Source organism: Marinobacter sp., from assembly GCF_048259445.1.
Classification (GTDB): Bacteria; Pseudomonadota; Gammaproteobacteria; order Pseudomonadales; family Oleiphilaceae; genus Marinobacter.
Genome location: NZ_JBLXHQ010000039.1, coordinates 1 through 21,943, shown reverse-complemented (window position 1 = coordinate 21,943; position 21,943 = coordinate 1). Strand labels below are relative to the sequence as shown.

Sequence of the window (21,943 nt, the reverse complement as noted above, 5' to 3'; positions counted from 1 at the left end):
GGCAGTTTCCAGCCAGACGACGACGTTCACGTTGCCGGTTTCGTCTTCCAGGGTTACGAAGGTAACGCCGGAGGCGGAGCCGGGGCGTTGGCGGCCGGTTACCAGGCCGGCTACCTGTACGGGTATGCCGGCCTTGGTGGTTTTGAGTTGTTCTGCGTTGAGGCAGAACTTCAGGTGGCCTTGTTCCCGGAGCAGGGCTAGCGGGTGGCGTTGGAGGGTGAGGCCCTGGCTGGCGTAGTCGGCCAGAACGTTCTGGCCTTCGGTGGGGTCCGGTAGTTGGTTGCAGGTTTCCAGTTCGTAGTTTTCGTCGTCTTCTGCTGCAGCGAAAAGCTCTGAGGGTTTTTCGTGGCTTAGCAGCTGCCAATACGCCTGGTGACGGTTGCTTGCAAACGCCGGCATGGCGTTGGCACCGGCGAGGAGTTCCATTTCGCGCTGGTTAAGGCCTGCCAGGCGTCGTAACTCGGCGGAGGATTTGTAACCGGCTTCGGGACGATGCTGATGCAGGCGTTCGGCGGCGTTTGCTGATAGCCCCCGGATGATTCTCAGGCCCAGGCGCAGTTGTTGATCGGGGCCTTCCAGTGTGTGATCCCACTGGCTGCTGTTGATGTCTGGCGGGAGTGCGGCAATGTTGTGGCGTTTGGCGTCCTGAACCAGTTGTGAGGGGGAGTAGAAGCCCATGGGCTGGCTGTTGAGTAAGGCGCAGTAGAAGGCGGCCGGGTGGTGGCGCTTGATCCAGGCTGAAACGTAAACAAGCAGGGCAAAGCTGGCTGCGTGGGATTCCGGGAAGCCATAGCCGCCGAAGCCACAGATCTGCAGGTAGAGGCGTTCGGCAAAGTCGGTATCATGGCCGCGCGCAAGCATACCGTTGATGAGTTTTTCCCGGAAGGGTGTCATGTCGCCGTGGGATTTCCAGGCAGCCATGGCGCGGCGGAGCTGGTCGGCTTCGCCAGCGGTGAAACCGGCGGCAACCATGGCCAGTTTGATCACCTGCTCCTGGAAAATAGGCACACCCAAAGTACGTTCGAGTACGCCTCTGATGGCGTCATTGGGATAATCCACCGGTTCCAGTCCGTGTTTCCGGCGCAGGTAAGGGTGCACCATGTCGCCCTGAATGGGGCCGGGGCGAACGATGGCAACTTCGATCACCAGGTCGTAATAAGTTTCGGGTTTCAGTCTGGGCAGCATGTTGATCTGGGCACGGGATTCCACCTGGAATACGCCGATGCTGTCGCCTTTTTGCAGCATGTTGTAGGTAGCCCGGTCTTCCTGGGGAATGTCCTGCATGCGGAAGGGCCGGTCTTTCTGTTGGCTGATCAGTTCCAGAGCTTTGCGGATGGCTGTGAGCATGCCCAATGCGAGTATGTCCACTTTCATCAGGCCCAGGCTTTCCAGGTCGTCTTTGTCCCATTGGATAACGGTGCGATCAGCCATTGCTGCGTTTTCGACAGGCACGAGCTCTGCCAGCGGCCCGGAGCTGATAACAAAGCCGCCTACATGTTGGGAGAGGTGGCGGGGGAAGCCAAGCAGGGTGTTGACCAGGGCAAAGAACTGGTCGGCGACCTTGGGGTTTCGGGTCAGGCGTTTATCGAGAATCTGCTGGCGCCAGTTGGTGGCCTTGTCGCGCCAGTCGATGCCTTCCAGTAGTTGTTCCACCAGTGCCGGATCAAATCCCAGGGCCTTGCCAACATCGCGGATGGCGCTGCGGGGGCGGTAGCGGATAACCGTTGCTGCCAGCGCGGCCCGCTCCCGGCTATACCGTTGGTAGATATACTGGATAACTTCTTCCCGGCGTTCGTGCTCAAAATCTACGTCGATATCCGGCGGCTCGTTTCTGTCTTTGGATATGAAACGCTCAAACAGCAGGTCTACCTGAGCCGGATTTACTTCGGTAATGCCCAGGCAATAGCACACGGCGGAGTTGGCGGCAGAGCCTCGGCCCTGGCACAGAATGCCGCGGTTGCGGGCAAAGGCAACAATGTCATGGATGGTGAGAAAGTAGTGTTCATAGTTCATCTCTGAAATCAGCCCCAGTTCTTTGCGTATCAGGGCCTGAACAGATAATGGAGTGCCTTCCGGGTAACGTTGCCGTTCACCTTCCTGAGTCAGGCGTTTCAGATAAGCTGCGGGGGTTTCTCCTTCCGGTACAAGGTCGGGAGGGTATTCGTAGCGCAGGCTTCCGGGGTCGAAGGTACACTGTTGAGCAATACGCAAAGATTCTTCCAGCCAGCTTTCCGGGAATAACCGTCGCAGTACCGGAAGCGGGCGCAGGTAGCGTTCACCATTCTGGAACAGGCAGTGGCCGGCATTTTCCAGGCTGGCGTGATTGCGCAGGGCAGTGAGTACGTCCTGTAAGGGCTGACGTTCCCGGCTATGCATGTGAACTTCGCCGGTGGCGGTAACTGGACAGCGCAGGTGCTCAGAAAGCCAGCGGACCCTGGCCAGTTGCTGTTCTTCGCCGGCTTCCAGGGTGCGGGCTGCGGCAATCCAGAGGCGATGTTCAAACAGCCGGAGTAACCATTCGCCGCAGGCCAGAGCCTGGTCCGGACCGGCTTCAGCTGTTGCGGGTGGCAGCCACAGGCACAGGCAGTCATCCAGAGCATGTGTCTCCATGTCTCTGTTGAGCAGCAGGTACTGCCCCTTTTCTGCCCGGCGGCGTGCTGTGGTTATAAGCTGGCAAAGCTGACCATAACCTTTGCGGGTTCGGGCCAGAAGAATAAATTTGGGGATGCTGGCATCCGGCGGGGCGTCGTCCAGCTCAAACAGGCTTCCGGTAATCAGTTTTACGGGGCTCTCTTTCAAAGCAGCCCAGGCACGGGGTATGCCGGCCACTGAGCAGGCATCGGTGATCGCCAGCGCGTTATACCCAAGCTCTGCGGCTCGTTCCGCAAGCTCATGGGGATGAGATGCCCCGGTCAGGAACGTGAAGTTACTGAAGCAGAACAGCTCGGCGTAGGAAGGTTCACTCATTAGCCAAACCATCCATGCACGAACCAGCCTTCCCGCATGTCCCGGAACACCCAGGCAAGTTGGCCGTTATTCAGTTGGGCAATGTAATAATCCCGATGGACCCGCTGGCCGTCCCACCATCCACCGCTGATCCTCTCCGGGCCGGTAAACCATATCTGCGGGATTTCCGTGAGCGGTTGCGGCCCTCGCAGAAGCCATAAGGGGCGTTGAGGCAGGTAGCAGGCTGCTGTTTTCAAAACACGATTTTTGCGTTGCACTTCTGATGCACTCCAGGCTCGTTCGGGCCGGTGATCTGCCTGGGGTGCAAGCTGTTTCAGAGCATTTTCACCAAGCCTTGCCTGCAGGCGGCTCATCAGGGTGTGCCAGGCTTCGTTCGGATCCTGGCTTTCGCCCAGAAGATCCTGCCCGCCCGGGGCTTCTCGCCCCAGAAATCGTTTAACCGTCAGGCGCAGTGATATAACCGGAGCTTGCAATGGTTGTTGCTCAAATCGCAGCCTGATCAGGCTGAGAAACGCTTCTGCCCGGTGTTCCGGGCCGGACGTGCGGATGCGCAGGCGCGTTGGTTCTGCATGTCGGTGCAGGAGTACCAGCAGCAAGCAATCGGTGTCCTGCTGGCGCCAGCACAGATCTCTTTCCAGCTCGGACAGAATACGTTGCAATGGGAACAGTAACCCCTGCGACTGTTCTATGTCCTGCACAAAATCTGCCTGCTGCCGGAAGTAATGGGGTGGTTGCCAGGGGGCCTGGGGGTCGGGTCTGGAGCCCTGAATTTTCTGAATATACGCCAGGGTTTCCGGGGATAGCCGACGTGCCATGTCTGCCGGAGGTAACCGGAACACCTCGCCCAGGGTGTTCAGCCCAAGCCGCTGCAGGCGGGTGCGGGTGCGTTCGTCAAACTCTGCAGCCAGCAGAGGCATCTGGTCAAGGATTTGAAGAGAGTGGCCTTTGTCAGCCGTGCATGTTCCTTTGCCGCTTTTTGCAATCAGTCGGGCTGCCAGTGGTGTATGGCCAATACCTGACCAGGCAGTAAGCTGGCGTTCCTGCAGCACCTCTTCCAGGGTTTGCCAGACTGCCGGAAGGCCGCCGTAAAGCTTTTGCAGGCTGCCGATTTCAGCTAACAGACCGTTTGGCGAAACCAGAACAATATGAGCTGCATAGCGGTATAGCCAGCGGGCCTGATCTTCAAGAATTCGGGCTTCCTGCTGTTGATCTGCCCTTATTATGCCTAGCTCTGGTACCAGGCTGACTGCTGTTTTCAGGCGCATACCGGCGCCCACACCCAGGTCCCGGGCAGTCGGGCAGGCCTGTATCACTTTTTGTCCGGTACCTTCCACTATCACCAGCGCAGAGGTGTTTTCACTGGAGCGGCGAATGTGGTCCAGAAGCAGGTGAGGGAAGTGCAGATACAGCCAGAGCATAGAAAATTACCGGGCTGATGCGGGCCAGGGGCCCTGAACCACGCGGGGCGCTTCATGATGAAACAGACCCGCCCGGTGAGTTATGGCCAGCGAGCAGTGCTGGCCTGGCCAACTACCACGGCGTTTTAACACATTTATTTTAAGGTCCTGTTGTTCTCCGGGTTCCAGCTCAAGGCGCAGGGCAGCCGGGGAGTTCTGCTCAGCGTAGCGACGCTCGCGGAAAAGCACGCAAACATTACTGCCGGCTTCGGCAGCCAACTGCAAACGCCGGATTTCACGGGCTGCCAGCTTGCAAGGCCAGGCCATCACGAGGCCGGTAACCGGTGAGCGCAGGCAGTTTTCCAGCGTCCACAGAAAATCGCCTTTATCTTCGGTATGGACCATGATCACCTGGTTCAGGTCGATACCTGCCCGAGCCAGTGCCGGAGCATAAGGCGTATGTGGAGGATTCAGCCAGAACACGGTTTTACCGGCCTGCGACAGCCGTTGCATTAACGGCATTAACAGGGTCAGCTCGCCAATACCGGGGGCGTCCAGCAGGCATTCGCTCAAAGCACCCCGGGGCCAGCCTACGCCTCCAAGCTGGTTATCCAGAGCCTGGTAGCCAGTCAGCTCTGCGGGTTGAGTGGTTTTTTTGTGCCTGTGTCCCTGCCAGATGCGGGCATCCTGCATCAGCGTGTCAAGAAGTTCGCTCATGGTGTAATCTCGAAGTACTGTTTAAATATACAGTATTCTGAAGAGGGTCTGATTTCAAGACGCTGGTTGATAAAATGAGTAACGGAACCCACGCTTGTACTATTGGCAGGTGTTGAAAATTCTGAATATCAGATTCGGGGGTTATACATGAGTGGACTGACTGAACAACACTGTGAAGCTTGTAACGCGGGCGCCCCAAGGGTAACCGATGAAGAGAGACGACTGCTGCACAAAGATGTCGGAGACTGGGACATTCTTGAAGTTAATGGCGAAGAACAATTACGCCGGGTATTTAAATTCAGGAATTTTGCTCAGGCCCTGGCCTTTACCAACAAGGTGGGTGAACTGGCTGAAGCTGAAGATCATCATCCGGCCATCTTGCTGGAATACGGTAAGGCAACCATAAGCTGGTGGACCCACGCAATTGGCGGGTTGCACAAGAATGACTTCATCATGGCAGCGAGAACAGACTCGGCTTACCACTGATCGTCTTTTTTCTCTTGTGCTTCAAGTTCTGCCTTGCGTTTGCGGACCTTCTCCAGCTTGTCTTCTGGAATATGCATTTTGCTGGCTGAGTCCCGAAGCATGAACAGGCTGCCCAAAATCAGACCCAGGGCAGCGAATATAAAAATCCAGCCTATCATTGGCATACGTCAGGCTCCCTTTCAGTTGGAGTAGTGTTGTTGGAGTGGTTTTCTTTATAGTGGAGTGTCCCAACCGGATTGGCGGAACATTCCATCCTTTATCAAGCATTATGGCAGTGTCTGCCGAAAACAGGAGTGCTATCAGGTGGCAAAACTATTACAGATCGATTTTCCGTTCACTGGCCCGTTTGGTGCAGAAATGGCAGGGGCATTAAAAGAGCTCGCTGTTTCCATTACTGAAGAGCCCGGCTTTATATGGAAAATCTGGACGGAGAATGCGTCTGAAAAAGATGCTGGCGGCATTTATCTTTTTAAAACGGAAGACGCAGCCCAGGCCTATCTCGAAAAGCACACAGCAAGACTCAAGGGGCTTGGCGTTGATAAAGTTAATGCCAAAATTTTTGATGTGAACGAGCCTTTGTCAAAGATCACTGGTGGGCCGCTCTGAAAAATCCGGTTGCAGTACAGACAGGTTTGTCAGCAACCAAACAGTATTCAAGGAACCCGTAATTATGAGTGATTCCCGTTATACCCCGCCCAAAGTCTGGAAGTGGGAGTCTGCCAGCGGTGGTGCTTTTTCAAATATCAATCGGCCCATTGCGGGCCCTACTCACGAGAAAGAGCTGCCGGTTGGCAAGCATCCTTTTCAGCTCTATTCGCTGGCTACGCCAAATGGTGTAAAAGTCACGGTTATGCTGGAGGAACTGTTGGAGTTGGGTATAAGCGAGGCTGAATACGATGCCTGGCTGGTCCGCATCAACGAGGGTGAGCAGTTCGGTAGCGGGTTTGTAGACGTTAATCCGAACTCCAAGATCCCGGCGTTACTGGACTGCACTCAGGAGCCCGCTGTCCGGGTGTTTGAGTCGGGCTCCATTCTGCTTTATCTGGCGGAAAAGTTTGGTCATTTCCTGCCCTCGGATATAGCTCAGCGCACAGAGACGCTTAACTGGCTGTTCTGGCAGATGGGCAGTGCGGCGTTTGTGGGCGGTGGCTTCGGACACTTCTTCGCCTATGCGCCCGAGAAGTATGAGTACCCGATTAATCGCTACACCATGGAAGTTAAACGGCAGCTGGATGTACTGGATCGCCAGTTGGCAGAGAACCAATATGTTGCTGGTAACGAGTACACCATTGCCGATATGGCGATCTGGCCCTGGTATGGCGCGCTGGTAACCAACAAGGTTTACGATGCAGCCGAGTTTCTTGAAGCGCACACCTACACTAATGTGATGCGCTGGGCTCTTGAGCTGAAGGAGCGGCCGGCTGTTCAACGTGGGCGAATGGTGAACCGCGCCTGGGGTGAGCCAGCAAGCCAGCTTCATGAACGCCATGACGCGAGCGACTTTGAGCACAAAACCCAGGACAAACTTGCAGGGGCCTCTGACGACTCCTGATTCATCAATTTTCAGCCTGGGCTTTCTGATGAGTTCTGAAATTGTCTACATTGTGGGTTTGACCGCACTTGCCGGTATCTGTATTCCCCTCGGCGGATTACTGGCAAGAGTTGAGCGCATCGGTCCCAACTGGCTGGAACAGGAGTTTCGGCACTTCCTTATCGCTCTGGGCGGTGGCATCTTGCTGGGCGCCGTGACCATCGTGCTGATACCGGAAGGGCAGTCGAGTATTGGCAATTCCTTCTGGGCTATCCCCGCCATCATTGCCGGTGGTGTGCTGTTTTTCTGGGTTGAACGCATGCTTGGCGTTCATCACCGGGAATCACCACAGTTGATGGGGGTGATGCTGGATTTTGTGCCAGAAGCCGCTGCTCTGGGCGGGCTAATCATAGTTAACCCAAGCCTTGCGCCCTTGATGGCGGTGCTGATTGCCATGCAAAACCTGCCTGAGGGCTTTAACGCTTACCGCGAGTTTCTGGACAAGCCGGGCTATACACCAGGGAAAACGTTAACAGTGATGACCGGCCTGGCAATGGCCGGGCCGGTCGCAGGGCTTCTTGGGTACTTCTTCCTGTCGGAGCAGCCCGTGGTGCTGGGAACCATCATGCTGGTGGCATCGGGGGGGATTCTCTACCTGATTTTTCAGGATATTGCGCCCCAGTCGCGGCTGGAAAAGCACTGGGGGCCTCCGCTTGGTGCGGTGATCGGTTTTTGCCTGGCGCTGTTCAGCGACATGCTGGTTACGCAGGCCTGAGAGCCGGAAGGGAGTTCTCAGGTAGAAAGCCTCAGGCGATTTTTCGGGTAGCCTCTTCGCTAAGGACTTTTTCAATCTCTTCCGCCGACAGGTTTTCCTTCTTGAGCACGGCTTTGGCCAGAGCTTCAAGCTGACCCCTGTGATCCGTCAGGAATTCGATGGTGGCAGCTTCCATAGCCAGAAGTTCCGACTGAATTTCCGCATCAATCAACTCTGCCATCTTCTCACTGTATTCACGTTGTGAGCCCATTTCGCGGCCCAGAAATACGTGCTCCTCACCGATGCTCAAGCCCAAGGGGCCAATCTTATCGTTCATACCCCATTGTCCGATCATCTTGCGGATGAGCTTGGTGGCTTCTTTGAGATCGTTCTGCGCCCCGGTGGTCACTTCTCCATAGACGATTTTTTCCGCTGAGCGCCCGCCGAGCATCACCTTGATACGGTCTCTGAGATAGCTTTCGGAGTAGTTGTAACGATCTTCCGTCGGTGTTTGCTCAGTAACGCCTAAAGCCATGCCATGGGGAATAATAGTAAGCCGTGTGAGGGGGTCAGCCTTTGGCATGTAATAGGCCATAATGGCGTGACCACTCTCGTGGTAAGCCACCACTTCCCGCTCTTCAGGCGACAGCCTTGCGTCGCGCTTTTCGCCCAGAACAATGCGATCACGAGCAATTTCAAAACAGCGGGCCGTCACTTCTTTGAGATTTTCCCGGGCGGCGGTCAGGGCGGCTTCGTTTACCAGGTTCTTCAGGTCGGCACCGGAAAAACCTATGGTACGGGCCGCCAGTTGTTCCAGATCTACATCTGCGGCCAAGGGCACTTTGCGCACATGCACTGCAAGAATAGCGTCCCGTGCATCCTTGTGCGGCAGGTCCAGAGTAATCTTGCGATCAAAGCGTCCGGGCCGAAGCAGGGCACTGTCCAGAACATCCGGGCGGTTGGTGGCGGCCAGCACAAGAATGTTCTCGTGGGATTCGAAGCCGTCCATTTCCGTAAGGATCTGGTTCAGAGTCTGCTCGCGTTCATCGTGTCCACCCCCTACGCCGGCACCCCGGGAACGGCCGATGGCGTCCAGTTCGTCAATAAATATCAGTGCCGGGGCTTCCTTGCGGGCATTCTCGAACATGTCCCGAACCCTTGAAGCGCCTACGCCCACAAACATCTCGATAAACTCCGAGGCGCTCACGCTGAAGAAGGGTACTTCCGCTTCACCGGCAATAGCACGGGCAAGAAGGGTTTTACCTGTCCCCGGCGGGCCCACCATAAGAACGCCTTTGGGCATGGATGCGCCCAGTGCCCGGTACTTGTCCGGTGATTTCAGGAAGTCGATAATCTCCGCAATTTCCCGTTTGGCCGATTCAATGCCTGCCACATCATTCAGCGTGGTGGTGGACGTTTCTTTCACCGCCCGACGGGCTTTCGACTGGCCCTGGTTAAACATGCCGCCACCTTGCATCATGCGCTTCTGGGCCGATCCCCAGAACCAGTACATCAGCGCCAGTAGCAGTATCCAGGGCAGGAAGCCACGAATCAGTTCCTGCCACCAAAGCAGTCCCGCAGACTGGGCCCGGATAGTGACATCGTGGGCTTCCAGCAGAGTGAGCAGTTCCGGATCATCCATGGGTGGCCGTGTAGTATTGAACCCGGGGCTTGAGCTTTGTGCTGCGTTTTCGGAGCTGAAAGAGGCGCGCCCCTGGTCGCTGAACAGGCCGGTTATGTTCTCTTCCTTCAGCGTTACCTCGGAAACCTGGTTGTTAACCACGGCGGTTTTGAATTCAGAGTACGCCAGTTCCTGAAGTTTTGGTGTGCCACTGTCCTGCAGCCACATAAATGCGAGGAAAATGGCGGCGCTGAGCCAGAGAAATGAATACTGCTTGGGTATCTCTGGCTGTTGGTTCGCCGGCGATGTCTGCTTTCCGGAATTGTTGGGATTGGTCATTTTGATCTTCGGTTATCCTCCGTTTCTACCGTTGCCTCTGCCCATGGATCAATAACCCATGGCCGAGGAAGTGCTACGCCTCGGATCTGCGCCGCCATAAAGCGTACCGTCTTCTCCGATCATAATACTCTGGATGGCCCCCATAGCCGAATTGGTCGCCACTTTGTGCCCCCGGCTTTCCAGCAAACGCACAGTATCCGCGCTGATACCTTGCTCGATGCGGATTTCATCGGGGAGCCACTGGTGGTGGATACGGGGCGCATTAACGGCGGTTTGTATGTTCATGCCATGATCGATCACGTTCATGATTACCTGCAGGGTCGTTGTGATAATACGCGAGCCGCCGGGGCTGCCGGTGACCAGAAAGTTACGGTCACCTTTGCGAACGATGGTCGGCGACATGGAGCTGAGCATGCGTTTGCCAGGCTCCACCTTGTTGGCCTCGCCACCAATCAGGCCATAGGCATTGGGCACGCCCGGCTTGGCGCTGAAATCGTCCATTTCATTGTTGAGCAAAAAGCCGGCACCTTCCACGGTAATCCCTGAGCCGTAGCTGAAGTTAATGGTGTAGGTGTTTGATACGGCATTGCCCCATTTATCGACAACTGAAAAATGCGTGGTTTCAGGGCTTTCGTAGCCTGGGGGCTGGCCGGGACGAATCTCGCTTGCCGGGCGTGCCTTGTCCGCCTTGATGCCTTGCCGCAGCTCTTCAGCATAAGATTTGCTGGTCAGTCCTTTTAAAGGCACGTCGACATAACCCGTATCGCCCAGATACTCTGAACGGTCGGCATAGGCCAGTTTCATGGCTTCGGACATATAGTGGATCGTATCAGCCGAGTTGTGGCCAAGTTCCTGGATCGGATAGCTTTCAAGAATGTTCAGTATCTGGACAATATGAGCGCCACCAGAGGAGGGGGGTGACATGGAGTAGATGTCGTAGCCCCGATAATTTCCATGCACAGGAGTGCGCACCACCGGCTGGTAGTCCTCAAGATCCTGTCGGGTGATAAGGCCTCCGTGCCTTTGCATTTCTTCAACAATCAGTTGTGCGGTTTCACCCTGGTAGAAACCATTTACACCCTCATCGGCAATACGCTGCAGGGTGGCGGCCAGTTCCGGTTGGCGAAAGCGCTCGCCGGCTTGCCAGGCAGAGCCGTCTTTTTTATAAAAGGTTGCCCGAGTAGCAGGCCAGCGTTGTAGGCGCTCCCGCGCTTGCTCAAGACCCTCGCTGAAGCGTTGCGGAACGATGAATCCGTCCCGGGCGAGTTTGATAGCCGGCGCCAGTGCCTGTCCCAGGGTCAGGGTGCCGTGGCGTTCCAGTGCCATGGCAAGGCCTGCAACGGTGCCTGGAACGCCGGCAGCCAGATGGGTAAATCGGCTACGATTCTGCACCACCTCGCCAGATTCATCCTGATACATGGTCTCGCTGGCGCCAGAGGGTGCTTTTTCCCGATAATCGATGGCTTCGGGTTCGGAGCTGTCACCTTTCGATATCAGCATAAAACCACCGCCACCGATGTTTCCGGATCTTGGTTGGGTGACCGCCAGGGCGAACCCGGCAGTAACAGCCGCATCCACAGCGTTGCCGCCGTCTTTCAGTACTTTTAACGCAACTTCTGTTGCCAGAGTGTGGCTGGTTGCTACCATGCCGTTGCGGGCACTGACGGGATGAAACCGTTCGCCCTCAAGGATGGCCTGGCTGAAAACCGGCGTCGCCAGTGTTGCAAAACACACTGTCAGGCAAATGGCCAGGGCTGACGCATATAAGCCGCCTGAGCGTCCGATGAGCCGGGTTTTCTGTGTTTGCTGGTGTAGGCCTCTGTCCATGTCTCCGCTCCTCGTTTCTGGTGTCCAGATAGGCTATGATAGCCCGTCATTTTATCTGGTGCGTACCGCTAACCCTGGTGTCTGTTCCGGCTGCCGTTTCCGGCAATGGTTCCCGGCGCATCTGCTTTCCCGTTTGTCAGTTAAGGAAAGGCTTTCATGGAGCATACCTACCGTCTTGTGATTTCCTGCCCGGACAGGGTTGGAATTGTCGCCAAGGTGAGTAATTTTTTGTCGACTTATAATGGCTGGATCACCGAAGCCAGCCATCACTCGGATACCCACACTGGCCGGTTCTTCATGCGCCACGAGATCAAGGCCGAGTCTATCCCGTTTGGCCTTGATCAGTTCCGCGCCTCGTTTGCGCCGATTGCCCGTGAGTTTGATATGCACTGGCATATCGCCGATTCGGCCCAGCCCAAAAAAGTGATCCTGATGTGCAGTAAGGAGTCCCACTGTGTGGCCGACCTCCTGTACCGCTGGCACAGTAACGAAATCAACGCTGAAATTGTTGCGGTGATCTCCAATCATGACGACTTGCGCCGTATGGTGGAGTGGCATGAAATTCCATACCACCATATTCCGGTGAGCAAAGATAATCGTGAAGAGGCGTTTGCCCACATCGACGAGCTTTTTCAGGCTTACGAAGTTGATGTAGTAGTGCTCGCGAGGTATATGCAGATCCTTCCGGCTGACCTTTGTGCGAAGCATGCGGGCAAGGTGATCAATATTCATCACAGTTTCCTGCCGTCCTTCGCCGGTGCGCGCCCATACCACCAGGCCTACAGCCGTGGCGTCAAGCTGATCGGTGCTACCTGCCATTACGTGACCCAGGATCTTGATGAGGGGCCGATTATCGAGCAGGACGTCATCCGCATTACCCACAGTGATTCCATTGAGGACATGGTGCGCCTCGGTAAAGATGTTGAGAAAAACGTTCTCGCCAGGGGATTGCGCTCTCATATCGAAGATCGCGTGATCACCTACGAAAACAAGACTGTGGTATTTGATTAAGGCTGCCTCACAGATGCCCCTGAAAGGGTGCGACTGTGGTAGAATCGGCGGCTTGTTGAAGAATAACGACGGGGCCGGGAAACGGCCCTGCAACGACTTCCAGATAACGCAAAGGAACCTTTCTCGATGGGTGAGTTAGCCAAAGAGATCCTGCCGGTCAATATTGAAGATGAACTGAAGCAGTCTTACCTCGATTACGCCATGAGCGTTATCGTCGGGCGAGCGCTTCCAGACGTGCGGGATGGCCTCAAGCCGGTTCACCGTCGTGTTCTGTTCGCAATGTCCGAACTGAATAACGACTGGAACAAGGCCTACAAGAAGTCTGCCCGTGTGGTGGGTGATGTTATTGGTAAATACCACCCGCACGGTGACTCTGCTGTTTATGACACCATCGTTCGTATGGCCCAGCCTTTCTCTCTGCGATATCCGCTGGTAGATGGCCAGGGCAACTTTGGTTCTATCGACGGTGATAACGCGGCAGCCATGCGTTACACCGAAATCCGCATGAAGAAAATTGCACACTCGTTGCTGGCGGATCTCGAGAAAGAAACCGTAGATTTTGTCGATAACTACGACGGCACAGAGCGCATTCCCGAGGTTATGCCTACGCGGGTTCCCAACCTGCTGGTGAACGGCTCGTCCGGTATCGCTGTGGGCATGGCGACCAATATCCCGCCCCATAACCTGACCGAAGTGGTTAATGGTTGTCTGGCGTTGATCGATAACCCTGATCTTACCTGTGATGAGCTGATGGAGTTCATTCCGGGGCCGGATTTCCCGACTGAAGGTATCATCAACGGCCGTGCCGGCATTGTTGAAGCTTACCGCACCGGTCGTGGCCGTATTTATGTCCGTGCCCGGCATGAAATCGAGCATGACAAGAAAACCAATCGTGATGCCATCATCATCACCGAGTTGCCGTATCAACTGAACAAGGCCCGTCTGATCGAAAAGATCGCCGAGCTGGTGAAAGAAAAGCGCCTTGAAGGTATCACCGAGCTTCGGGACGAGTCTAACAAGGAAGGTATCCGCGTCTTTATAGAACTGCGCCGCGGTGAGAACCCGGAAGTAGTTATCAACAACCTGTTCAAGCATACCCAGTTACAGACTGTATTCGGTATCAATATGGTTGCGCTGATCGACGGCGAGCCGAGAATTCTTAACCTCAAAGAAATGCTGGACGCGTTTGTGCGTCACCGCCGTGAAGTGGTGACCCGTCGTACTATCTTTGATCTGCGTAAAGCCCGCGAGCGTGGTCATATTCTTGAAGGTCTGACCGTTGCGCTGGCCAACATCGATGAAATGATCGAGCTGATCAAGGCTTCCCCGAGCTCTCTGGAAGCTAAAGAAAAGCTGATGGCCCGCGGCTGGGCGCCCGGTAACGTGATGGCAATGCTTGAGCGTGCCGGCGAAGATGCCTGTCGTCCGGACGACCTGCCGGAAATCTACGGCCTGCGCGACGGCCTGTACTTCATGTCGCCAGAGCAGACCCAGGCTATCCTGGACATGCGTCTGCACCGTCTGACCGGTCTGGAAACTGAAAAGCTCCAGAATGAGTACAAGGACATCCTCGAAAAGATCGCCGGTCTGCTGGAAATTCTGGGCGATCCCGACCGCCTGATGCAGGTTATCCGTGAAGAGTTGCAAGCTGTAGTGGAAGAGTTCGGTGACGAGCGCCGCACGGAAATAACCAGTTCCCAGCGCGATCTCACGATTGCCGATCTCATTGACGAAGAAGAGCTGGTTGTCACTATTTCCCACAGCGGCTATGCGAAGACTCAGGCGGTTGAAGATTATCAGGCCCAGCGCCGTGGGGGCCGTGGTAAGGCTGCAACTTCCATGAAAGACGAAGATTTCGTTGAGAAGCTGCTGGTTGCCAACTCCCACGACACCATTCTGTGCTTCTCTAACCGGGGCAAGGTTTACTGGTTGCGTGTGTTCGAAATTCCCCGTGCGAGCCGCGCATCCCGTGGCCGGCCGATGGTGAACATTCTGCCGCTGGATGAAGGTGAGCGCATCACTACCTTCCTGCCGGTGCGTGATTACCCGGAAAACCAGTTTGTTCTGATGGCAACGTCTGCGGGCGTAGTGAAGAAAACACCTCTGCCGAACTTCTCACGCCCGCGCAGCAGTGGCCTGATAGCTTTGTCTCTGGATGAAGGCGATACGCTGATCGGTGCTGCGATAACAGAAGGCGATGCCGAAATCATGCTGTTCTCCACAGCTGGCAAGGCAGTGCGTTTTAATGAAGAGGCGGTTCGTCCGCTGAGCCGGACGGCTCGTGGTGTAAGAGGTATCAGAATGCCGGAGGGCCATCATGTGGTCTCCCTGATCATTCCTCAGGAAGGCGGTGTTATTCTGACCGCCAGTGAGAATGGTTACGGCAAGCGCACCGCGATTGATGAGTTCCCGACCTACAGCCGCGGCAGCCAGGGCGTTATTGCCATGCAGTGCTCAGACCGTAACGGTAATCTGGTAACAGCGTTGCAGTTATTCGAAGGCGACGAGATGATGCTGATTTCTGATAAGGGCACGCTGGTTCGTACCCGCACGGATGAAGTATCTGTTCTCAGCCGGAACACTCAGGGAGTGCGTTTGATAAGGCTGAGCCAGGAAGACGAGCGCCTGGTAGGTGTAGAGCGGATTGCCGAAACCGACGATGACGATATTGAAGGTGAGGGTGAGGACGCTTCATTAGATGACAGCGCAGACAACAGTCCGGAACAGGGTGCTGGCGAGGAATAAGCCAGCACTGCCGAACAACGAATCCGCACCACGTGAGAGACCGCAGGAATATGAGCAGGGCGTATAATTTTTGTGCAGGTCCGGCAACCTTGCCGGAAAGTGTGCTGGCACAGGCACGGGATGAAATGCTGGACTGGCGCGGCACAGGCATGTCGGTGATGGAAATGAGCCATCGCAGTGACGAGTTTGTGGAGATCGCCGAAATTGCTGAGCAGGATTTGCGTGATTTGGCTGGAATATCAGATGATTACGCGGTTCTTTTCATGCAGGGTGGCGCTTCCAGTCAGTTTTCTACGATCCCGCTGAACCTGCTTGGCGACAAAGCGTCTGCGGATTATGTAAACACGGGTATCTGGTCGACAAAAGCCATTGCCGAGGCCAGGCGCTACGGCAATGTGAACGTGGTTGCCAGTTCGGAAGATAACGGTTTCACCAACATTCCGGATCAGGCTTCATGGCAGACCAGCGCCGATGCGGCTTATCTGCATTACACGCCGAACGAAACCATCGGCGGTCTGGAGTTTGATTTTGTTCCCGATAGCGCGGGTGTGCCATTGGTCGCAGATATGTCCTCGACCATGCTTTCGCGCCCGGTGGATGTTTCAAAGTTCGGGCTGATCTACGCTGGCGCCCAGAAAAATATCGGCCCTTCCGGGCTGGTTGTGGTCATCATCCGGAAAGACCTTCTGGGCAAGGCCCGCAAGGAAACGCCGACCATGATGAACTACCAGGTTATTGCCGATAATGGATCCATGTACAACACGCCCGCAACATACTCCTGGTACCTTGCGGGTCTGGTGTTCAAATGGCTGAAAGCCCAGGGTGGTGTCAAGGCCATGGGTGAGATGAACCGGCGAAAGGCGGAAAAGCTGTATGGCTTCATTGATGCCAATGAGTTTTATGCTAACCCCATTGAGCCGCGTTTCCGTTCCTGGATGAACGTACCTTTCATCCTGCGGGACGATGCCCTGAATAGTGCCTTCCTCAAGGGCGCCAATGCCCGTGGCTTGCTGAATCTGGCCGGTCATCGCTCCGTAGGCGGAATGCGCGCCAGCATCTATAACGCCATGCCAGAGGCAGGTGTGGATGCGCTGATCAAGTATATGGAAGAATTTGCCAGGGAGCGGGGCTGATCATGAGTGATGAGCAGGTTCGCCTCGGAGAACTGCGGGAAGAAATAGACAGCCTCGATCAGAAGATCATGGAGCTGATCAGCGCTCGCGCCAGGTGCGCCCAGGAAGTAGCACATGTAAAAATGGCAGCTAATCCCGGGCAGGATGTGTTTTTCTATCGGCCTGAGCGGGAAGCCCAGGTGCTGCGCCGTATCAAGGAGGCCAATCCCGGCCCGCTGTCCGGCGAGGAAATGGCCCGGTTGTTTCGTGAAATCATGTCGGCGTGCCTCGCGCTGGAAAAGCCCATGCACATCGCTTTCCTGGGGCCGATTGGCACCTTTACCCAGGCGGCAGCCCTCAAGCACTTCGGACACTCTGTTGTCAGTTTACCGCTTCCGGCAATTGATGCGGTTTTCCGTGAGGTGGAGTCCGGCGCTGCACACTATGGCGTGGTTCCGGTTGAAAATTCCACTGAAGGCATGGTCAACCATACGCTTGACATGTTCATGTCGTCCCCGCTGAAAATCTGCGGAGAGGTGCAGCTGAGAATTCATCATCATCTTCTGGTTTCACCAGACTACCGGGACATGGAGATAACCCGCATCTACTCGCACCAGCAGTCTTTTGCCCAGTGTCGGCAGTGGCTGGATACCCATCGCTACGGCATTGAGCGGGTAACTGTGTCCAGCAATGCCGAAGCAGCACGGCGGGCCGCCAATGAGCCGGGCGCCGCCGCTATTGCGGGCGATATGGCGGCAGAACTCTATGGCCTGGAGAAGCTGGCCAGCAGCATTGAAGACCGGCCGGACAACACCACCCGGTTCCTGATTGTGGGCCGGGAAGAGGTTCAGTCGAGCGGACATGACAAATCGTCAGTTCTTGTGTCCATGAGGAACAAACCCGGCGCGCTATACCAGTTGCTGGAGCCGTTTCACCGTCATGGAATCAGTCTTACGCGGCTTGAGACCCGGCCCTCGCCCAGTGGCACCTGGGCCTATGTGTTCTATATCGATTTTGAAGGGCATATGGACGATGAACAGGCGCACAAAGTGCTTGCCGAGGTAGAAGCCGAGGCCGTTGAGCTCAAGCGCCTGGGCTCCTATCCCATCGGTGTTCTCTAGCATCAGCCAGTTAAGAAAGGTAAAAGGTATATGGCCATTGATTATCAGAGCCTGGCGGTAAAAGGTGTTCAGGCGTTGTCCCCCTATCAGCCGGGTAAGCCAATCAGCGAACTTGCTCGTGAGCTGGGCCTGGATCCGGCCGAGATTGTCAAGCTGGCCAGCAATGAGAATCCTTTGGGCCCCAGTAAGAAAGCCATCGCTGCGGCCGAAAACGCATTGACAGAACTTTGTCTGTATCCCGATGGCAACGGGTTTGATCTGAAGCAGAAGCTGTCCGCGCGTCTTGGCGTGGGCGCTGATCAGATCACCCTCGGGAACGGGTCAAACGACGTGCTCGAAGTGATTGCGCGTTGCTTTGCAGGAGCTGATTCCGAGGTAGTATTTTCCCAGTATGCGTTTGCCGTTTACCCGCTTGTTACTCAGGCTATTGGTGCCAAAGCCGTTGCAGTGCCTGCCAAAGACTGGGGTCACGACCTGGAGGCTATGGCGGCGGCGGTGACCGAGCGCACCCGGCTGATATTTGTGGCCAACCCGAACAATCCTACGGGGACTGTGCATAATTCAGACGCCATTGAAGCGTTTCTGGGCAAGATTCCTGAAGATGTATTGGTGGTTCTGGACGAAGCCTACTGCGAGTATATGACCGGCGAGAAGGATCCGGACGGTGTTGCGCTGCTAACCCGGTTCCCGAACCTGATTGTGTGCCGCACCTTTTCCAAAGCCTGGGGCCTCGCGGCCCTGCGCGTAGGCTATAGCGTCAGCTCAGCGGCTATTGCTGACATTCTGAACCGCGTCCGTCAGCCTTTTAATGTAAGCTCCGTTGCTCTCGCAGCCGCTACCGCAGTACTGGATGACGAAGAGTATCTGCAGCGCTCCCGCGAAACCAACACCGCCGGGTTGAAGCAGCTGGAAGCGGCCTTTGATCAGATGGGCCTCAGGTATATTCCGTCTTCTGGTAACTTTGTGGCGGTTGAAGTGGGGCCGCAAGCCATGGGCGTCTACCAGGCATTGCTGGCCCACGGAGTTATTGTACGCCCCGTTGCGGGTTACGGAATGCCAGAACATCTTCGTGTTTCAGTGGGCTTGCCTGAAGAAAACGAACATTTTATCGACGCCCTCTCTAAAGCGCTGGCAGCGTCAGGGCAGGGTGCCTGAGGTGCCTTCCGGTGAACCGCTTTTTCAGCGTGTTGCCATTATCGGGCTGGGCCTGATAGGCGGTTCGTTGGCCAGCGCTATTCGCAAGAATGGTCTGGCCCGGGAAGTCGTTGGGGCTGATCAGCGTAAAGACGATCTTGTGCTGGGCCGGTCTCTGGGTGTTATTGATACGATTGCCGAAACGACAGCAGAAGCAGTGCAGGGTGCAGATCTTGTGGTGATTGCTGTGCCGGTGCAGGCGACTCGCAAGGTGCTTGAGGAAATACGGCCGCACCTTGCAGCGGATGCCATTCTAACCGACGTGGGAAGTACCAAGTCCGGTTTTGTAAAGGACGTAAAAGCGGTGTTCGGGGAGTTTCTGCCGCGTGTCATTCCCGGGCATCCGATTGCCGGGTCTGAGAGGAGTGGCATTCGAGCGTCCAACCCGGACCTGTTTTCCAACCACAAAGTCATCCTGACCCCGCCAGATAACGTCAGTAGTTTTCATCTGGACCGGCTAAGGGTTTTGTGGGAAGCATGCGGGGCTACCGTGCTCACCATGTCAGTGGCGTACCATGATGAAGTGCTGGCAGCGACCAGCCATCTACCCCACCTCATTGCTTTCTCGCTGGTGGATACCCTGGCAGGTGAAGACGAGAACATGGATATTTTCCGGTATGCTGCCGGCGGGTTCCGTGATTTTACCCGGATTGCTGCGAGCGATCCGGTTATGTGGCACGATATTTTCCTTTCCAATCGCGATGCCGTTCTTCGGGTGATCGATCATTTTACTCACGATCTGGACCAGTTGCGCACTGCGATTGCAGACCAGGACGGTGCCACGTTATTGCGGGTATTCAGTCGCGCCAAGGCGGCGCGAGAACACTTTTCAAAAATGCTTTCAGGACAGGCTTACGTGACAAATAACAGTGAAAAGCAGGTAAGGTTCCGTCTTCAGCCCGGTGGCTCTGTAACGGGCGACATTCGGGTACCCGGTGATAAATCCATTTCCCATCGCTCTATTATGCTCGGCGCTCTCGCTGAAGGCGTAACCGAGGTGAAGGGCTTCCTCGAAGGCGAAGACAGTCTCGCAACGCTGCAGGCATTTCGTGACATGGGTGTTGCGATTGAAGGGCCGGACAACGGTTTTGTCCGCATCCACGGTGTTGGAATGCACGGTCTGCAGGCTCCGCGTGGCCCGATATATCTGGGCAACTCCGGCACGGGCATGCGGTTGTTTACCGGCCTGCTGGCCGCTCAGCCTTTTGAGTCCGAGCTTACCGGCGACGCGAGCTTGTCCGTTCGGCCCATGAACAGGGTTGCGGCCCCGCTGCGCTCTATGGGCGCCGTTATCGACACAGCAGAGGGCGGACGTCCGCCCTTGAAAATCCGTGGCAGTCAAGGCAAGAAGCTGACCGGTATCCACTACGATATGCCGGTTGCCAGCGCTCAGGTGAAGTCCTGCCTCTTGCTTGCCGGCCTCTACGCCGATGGCACGACCTCTGTAACTGAGCCTGCGCCGACACGAGATCACACCGAGCGTATGCTGACCGGCTTTGGTTATGTGGTAGAGCGTGACGGGCCAACGGCCAGCGTTATTGGTGGTGGTAAGCTGACAGCTGGTGTTATTGACGTGCCTGCAGATATTTCATCGGCCGCTTTCTTCCTCGTTGCAGCCAGCATTGCCCCGGGTTCAGACCTGGTTTTGCGCCATGTAGGCATGAACCCTACACGTGTCGGCGTGATCAATATCCTGAGACAGATGGGCGCCAATATTGAAATCATGGCTGAGCGGGAGATTGGTGGAGAGCCGGTTGCGGACCTGCGCGTCCGCTCAGCTGAACTCAAAGGTATTGATATTCCTGAAGATCAGGTGCCACTGGCAATAGACGAGTTCCCGGCGCTGTTTATTGCCGCCACCTGCGCTACCGGCCGCACGGTTCTGACCGGTGCTGAGGAGTTACGGGTAAAAGAAAGTGACCGTATTCAGGTAATGGCCGATGGCCTTGCCGCTCTGGGCGTTGAAACAGTGGTTACGCCAGATGGCATTATTATTGAGGGTGGCCAGACAATAAAGGGCGGCTCCGTTCAGAGCCATGGCGATCATCGTATTGCCATGTCGTTCGCTGTGGCTTCGCTGCGGGCAACCGGGGATATCGAGATAAATAATTGTGCCAACGTAGCGACATCCTTCCCCGGCTTTGTGGAACTGGCGAGAGAAACCGGTATCAATATTTCATCCGAGGATTCCGGAGCAAACGCTGAACAGGGGGCAGATTAATGTCGGAAGGCAATGCACCGGTCATCGCAGTCGACGGTCCCGGGGGGTCAGGTAAAGGTACCGTTACCCAGATGCTGGCACGGGAACTTGGCTGGCATCTTCTCGACAGTGGTGCGCTTTACCGTCTCACGGCTCTCGCAGCAACTCGCCAGAACGTTTCGCTGGATGATGAAGCTTCGTTAGTGCTGGTGGCTGCATCCCTGGATGTTGCCTTTCAGCCAACGCAGGAAGGCGAGCCTGTAAAAGTGATATTGGCAGGAGAGGACGTAACCTCTGACATCCGCACGGAAACGTGCGGCGACAACGCATCGCGCATCGCGGTTATGCAGCCGGTTCGCGATGCGCTCTTGCAGCGCCAGCGTGATTTCCGGCAAGAGCCCGGGCTGGTTGCAGACGGTCGCGATATGGGCACAGTGGTCTTCCCGGATGCGCCGGTCAAAATTTTTCTGACAGCGAGTGCCGAAGAGCGAGCACGCCGGCGTTTCGGCCAGTTGAAGGCTGCCGGTGTCGATGTTAGTATTGACGCCCTTTTAGAGGAGATACGGGTTCGTGACGAACGGGATATGAACCGTTCCGCAGCCCCTCTCAAGCCCGCAGACGATGCGCAAGTCATTGATTCTACGGGGTTGAGTATACAAGAGGTGTTAGGCAGGTGTATGGCCGCAGCAGGCCAGACTTGACTGCACCTTTTTGCCGTTGAAATTCCGGAAACAGCGCAATCTGCCAGCCCCTGGCTGATTTCGGAACTTATTAACAGACCGTGTTGCTGGCGACACGGAGCATACTTGCATTGAACCTATAGGACTCATAATGAGCGAGAGCTTTGCGGATCTTTTTGAAGAAAGCCTAAAAGAAATTGACATGAAACCAGGTTCCATCGTCCAGGGAACCGTAGTTGAT

18 protein-coding genes are annotated in these 21,943 nt (G+C 55.8%); 12 read left to right on the top strand and 6 right to left on the bottom strand.

The annotated features are described in order from the left end of the window. The 3 genes from ACN0RL_RS18780 to imuA all read right to left on the bottom strand — a co-directional run. On the bottom strand, positions 1-2,967 hold a 2,967-nt coding region (locus ACN0RL_RS18780), incomplete at its 3' end, for an error-prone DNA polymerase (protein WP_417519612.1). Further along, positions 2,967-4,385: a Y-family DNA polymerase gene (locus ACN0RL_RS18775; RefSeq protein WP_417519610.1), complete on the bottom strand. Its 1,419-nt coding sequence runs from the start codon at positions 4,383-4,385 to the stop codon at positions 2,967-2,969. The genes ACN0RL_RS18780 and ACN0RL_RS18775, both read right to left, overlap by 1 nt. Before the next feature lie 6 nt (positions 4,386-4,391). Next, entirely contained in the window at positions 4,392-5,081 is a 690-nt protein-coding gene (gene imuA, locus ACN0RL_RS18770; RefSeq protein ID WP_417519608.1) for a translesion DNA synthesis-associated protein ImuA, read from the bottom strand. Positions 5,082-5,228: 147 nt separating this feature from the next. Between imuA and ACN0RL_RS18765 the strand changes: the two genes are divergently transcribed. Next, on the top strand, positions 5,229-5,567 hold the full coding sequence (locus tag ACN0RL_RS18765) for a 4a-hydroxytetrahydrobiopterin dehydratase (RefSeq protein ID WP_417519606.1): 339 nt from the start codon (positions 5,229-5,231) through the stop codon (positions 5,565-5,567). Here ACN0RL_RS18765 and ACN0RL_RS18760 read toward each other — a convergent pair. Next, a complete protein-coding gene (locus ACN0RL_RS18760) occupies positions 5,558-5,731 on the bottom strand; it encodes a DUF2897 family protein (RefSeq protein ID WP_417519604.1) in 174 nt (57 codons plus the stop codon). The genes ACN0RL_RS18765 and ACN0RL_RS18760 overlap by 10 nt on opposite strands. Positions 5,732-5,870: 139 nt before the next feature. Between ACN0RL_RS18760 and ACN0RL_RS18755 the strand changes: the two genes are divergently transcribed. The 3 genes from ACN0RL_RS18755 (at position 5,871) to ACN0RL_RS18745 (ending at position 7,873) form a co-directional block, all read left to right on the top strand. After that, entirely contained in the window at positions 5,871-6,173 is a 303-nt protein-coding gene (locus ACN0RL_RS18755) for a monooxygenase (protein WP_417519602.1), read from the top strand. Between the two features lie 64 nt (positions 6,174-6,237). Beyond that, positions 6,238-7,119: a glutathione-dependent disulfide-bond oxidoreductase gene (gene yghU / locus ACN0RL_RS18750; protein WP_417519600.1), complete on the top strand. Its 882-nt coding sequence runs from the start codon at positions 6,238-6,240 to the stop codon at positions 7,117-7,119. Positions 7,120-7,147: 28 nt separating this feature from the next. After that, positions 7,148-7,873, top strand: coding sequence for a ZIP family metal transporter (locus ACN0RL_RS18745; protein WP_417519598.1), 726 nt, complete (start codon positions 7,148-7,150; stop codon positions 7,871-7,873). A gap of 31 nt (positions 7,874-7,904) precedes the next feature. Here the strand turns inward: ACN0RL_RS18745 and ftsH are convergent, their stop codons facing one another. Both ftsH and ggt read right to left on the bottom strand, forming a co-directional pair. Next, on the bottom strand, positions 7,905-9,812 hold the full coding sequence (gene ftsH / locus ACN0RL_RS18740; protein WP_417519596.1) for an ATP-dependent zinc metalloprotease FtsH: 1,908 nt from the start codon (positions 9,810-9,812) through the stop codon (positions 7,905-7,907). 48 nt (positions 9,813-9,860) lie between these two features. After that, entirely contained in the window at positions 9,861-11,639 is a 1,779-nt protein-coding gene (gene ggt / locus ACN0RL_RS18735) for a gamma-glutamyltransferase (protein ID WP_417519594.1), read from the bottom strand. Positions 11,640-11,795: 156 nt separating this feature from the next. Between ggt and purU the strand changes: the two genes are divergently transcribed. From purU to ACN0RL_RS18695, 8 genes are all read left to right on the top strand, one after another. Further along, positions 11,796-12,650, top strand: a complete 855-nt coding sequence (gene purU / locus ACN0RL_RS18730; protein WP_417519592.1) for a formyltetrahydrofolate deformylase — start codon at positions 11,796-11,798, stop codon at positions 12,648-12,650. Positions 12,651-12,776: 126 nt separating this feature from the next. Beyond that, entirely contained in the window at positions 12,777-15,395 is a 2,619-nt protein-coding gene (gene gyrA / locus ACN0RL_RS18725) for a DNA gyrase subunit A (RefSeq protein ID WP_417519590.1), read from the top strand. A gap of 50 nt (positions 15,396-15,445) precedes the next feature. Continuing rightward, positions 15,446-16,528 carry a 3-phosphoserine/phosphohydroxythreonine transaminase gene (gene serC / locus ACN0RL_RS18720; protein ID WP_417519588.1) on the top strand — a complete coding sequence of 361 codons (1,083 nt, stop codon included), beginning with the start codon at positions 15,446-15,448 and terminating at the stop codon, positions 16,526-16,528. A gap of 2 nt (positions 16,529-16,530) precedes the next feature. After that, positions 16,531-17,628 carry a prephenate dehydratase gene (gene pheA / locus ACN0RL_RS18715; protein ID WP_417519586.1) on the top strand — a complete coding sequence of 366 codons (1,098 nt, stop codon included), beginning with the start codon at positions 16,531-16,533 and terminating at the stop codon, positions 17,626-17,628. A gap of 30 nt (positions 17,629-17,658) precedes the next feature. Continuing rightward, entirely contained in the window at positions 17,659-18,783 is a 1,125-nt protein-coding gene (hisC, locus tag ACN0RL_RS18710; protein WP_417519584.1) for a histidinol-phosphate transaminase, read from the top strand. Between the two features lies 1 nt (position 18,784). Beyond that, on the top strand, positions 18,785-21,043 hold the full coding sequence (locus tag ACN0RL_RS18705) for a bifunctional prephenate dehydrogenase/3-phosphoshikimate 1-carboxyvinyltransferase (RefSeq protein WP_417519582.1): 2,259 nt from the start codon (positions 18,785-18,787) through the stop codon (positions 21,041-21,043). Continuing rightward, positions 21,043-21,723, top strand: a complete 681-nt coding sequence (gene cmk, locus ACN0RL_RS18700) for a (d)CMP kinase (RefSeq protein ID WP_417519580.1) — start codon at positions 21,043-21,045, stop codon at positions 21,721-21,723. The genes ACN0RL_RS18705 and cmk overlap by 1 nt, the downstream gene beginning before the upstream one ends. A gap of 130 nt (positions 21,724-21,853) precedes the next feature. Continuing rightward, on the top strand, positions 21,854-21,943 hold a 90-nt coding region (locus ACN0RL_RS18695), incomplete at its 3' end, for a hypothetical protein (protein WP_417519614.1).

What these genes read in the sequence shown, in the direction of transcription:
- ACN0RL_RS18760 (WP_417519604.1), bottom strand. Translation starts at nt 5,731, where the DNA reads ATGCCAATGATAGGCTGGATTTTTATATTCGCTGCCCTGGGTCTGATT.
- purU (WP_417519592.1), top strand. Translation starts at nt 11,796, where the DNA reads ATGGAGCATACCTACCGTCTTGTGATTTCCTGCCCGGACAGGGTTGGA.
- ACN0RL_RS18745 (WP_417519598.1), top strand. Translation starts at nt 7,148, where the DNA reads ATGAGTTCTGAAATTGTCTACATTGTGGGTTTGACCGCACTTGCCGGT.
- ACN0RL_RS18775 (WP_417519610.1), bottom strand. Translation starts at nt 4,385, where the DNA reads ATGCTCTGGCTGTATCTGCACTTCCCTCACCTGCTTCTGGACCACATT.
- hisC (WP_417519584.1), top strand. Translation starts at nt 17,659, where the DNA reads ATGGCCATTGATTATCAGAGCCTGGCGGTAAAAGGTGTTCAGGCGTTG.
- ftsH (WP_417519596.1), bottom strand. Translation starts at nt 9,812, where the DNA reads ATGACCAATCCCAACAATTCCGGAAAGCAGACATCGCCGGCGAACCAA.
- yghU (WP_417519600.1), top strand. Translation starts at nt 6,238, where the DNA reads ATGAGTGATTCCCGTTATACCCCGCCCAAAGTCTGGAAGTGGGAGTCT.
- imuA (WP_417519608.1), bottom strand. Translation starts at nt 5,081, where the DNA reads ATGAGCGAACTTCTTGACACGCTGATGCAGGATGCCCGCATCTGGCAG.
- pheA (WP_417519586.1), top strand. Translation starts at nt 16,531, where the DNA reads ATGAGTGATGAGCAGGTTCGCCTCGGAGAACTGCGGGAAGAAATAGAC.
- serC (WP_417519588.1), top strand. Translation starts at nt 15,446, where the DNA reads ATGAGCAGGGCGTATAATTTTTGTGCAGGTCCGGCAACCTTGCCGGAA.
- cmk (WP_417519580.1), top strand. Translation starts at nt 21,043, where the DNA reads ATGTCGGAAGGCAATGCACCGGTCATCGCAGTCGACGGTCCCGGGGGG.
- gyrA (WP_417519590.1), top strand. Translation starts at nt 12,777, where the DNA reads ATGGGTGAGTTAGCCAAAGAGATCCTGCCGGTCAATATTGAAGATGAA.
- ggt (WP_417519594.1), bottom strand. Translation starts at nt 11,639, where the DNA reads ATGGACAGAGGCCTACACCAGCAAACACAGAAAACCCGGCTCATCGGA.
- ACN0RL_RS18765 (WP_417519606.1), top strand. Translation starts at nt 5,229, where the DNA reads ATGAGTGGACTGACTGAACAACACTGTGAAGCTTGTAACGCGGGCGCC.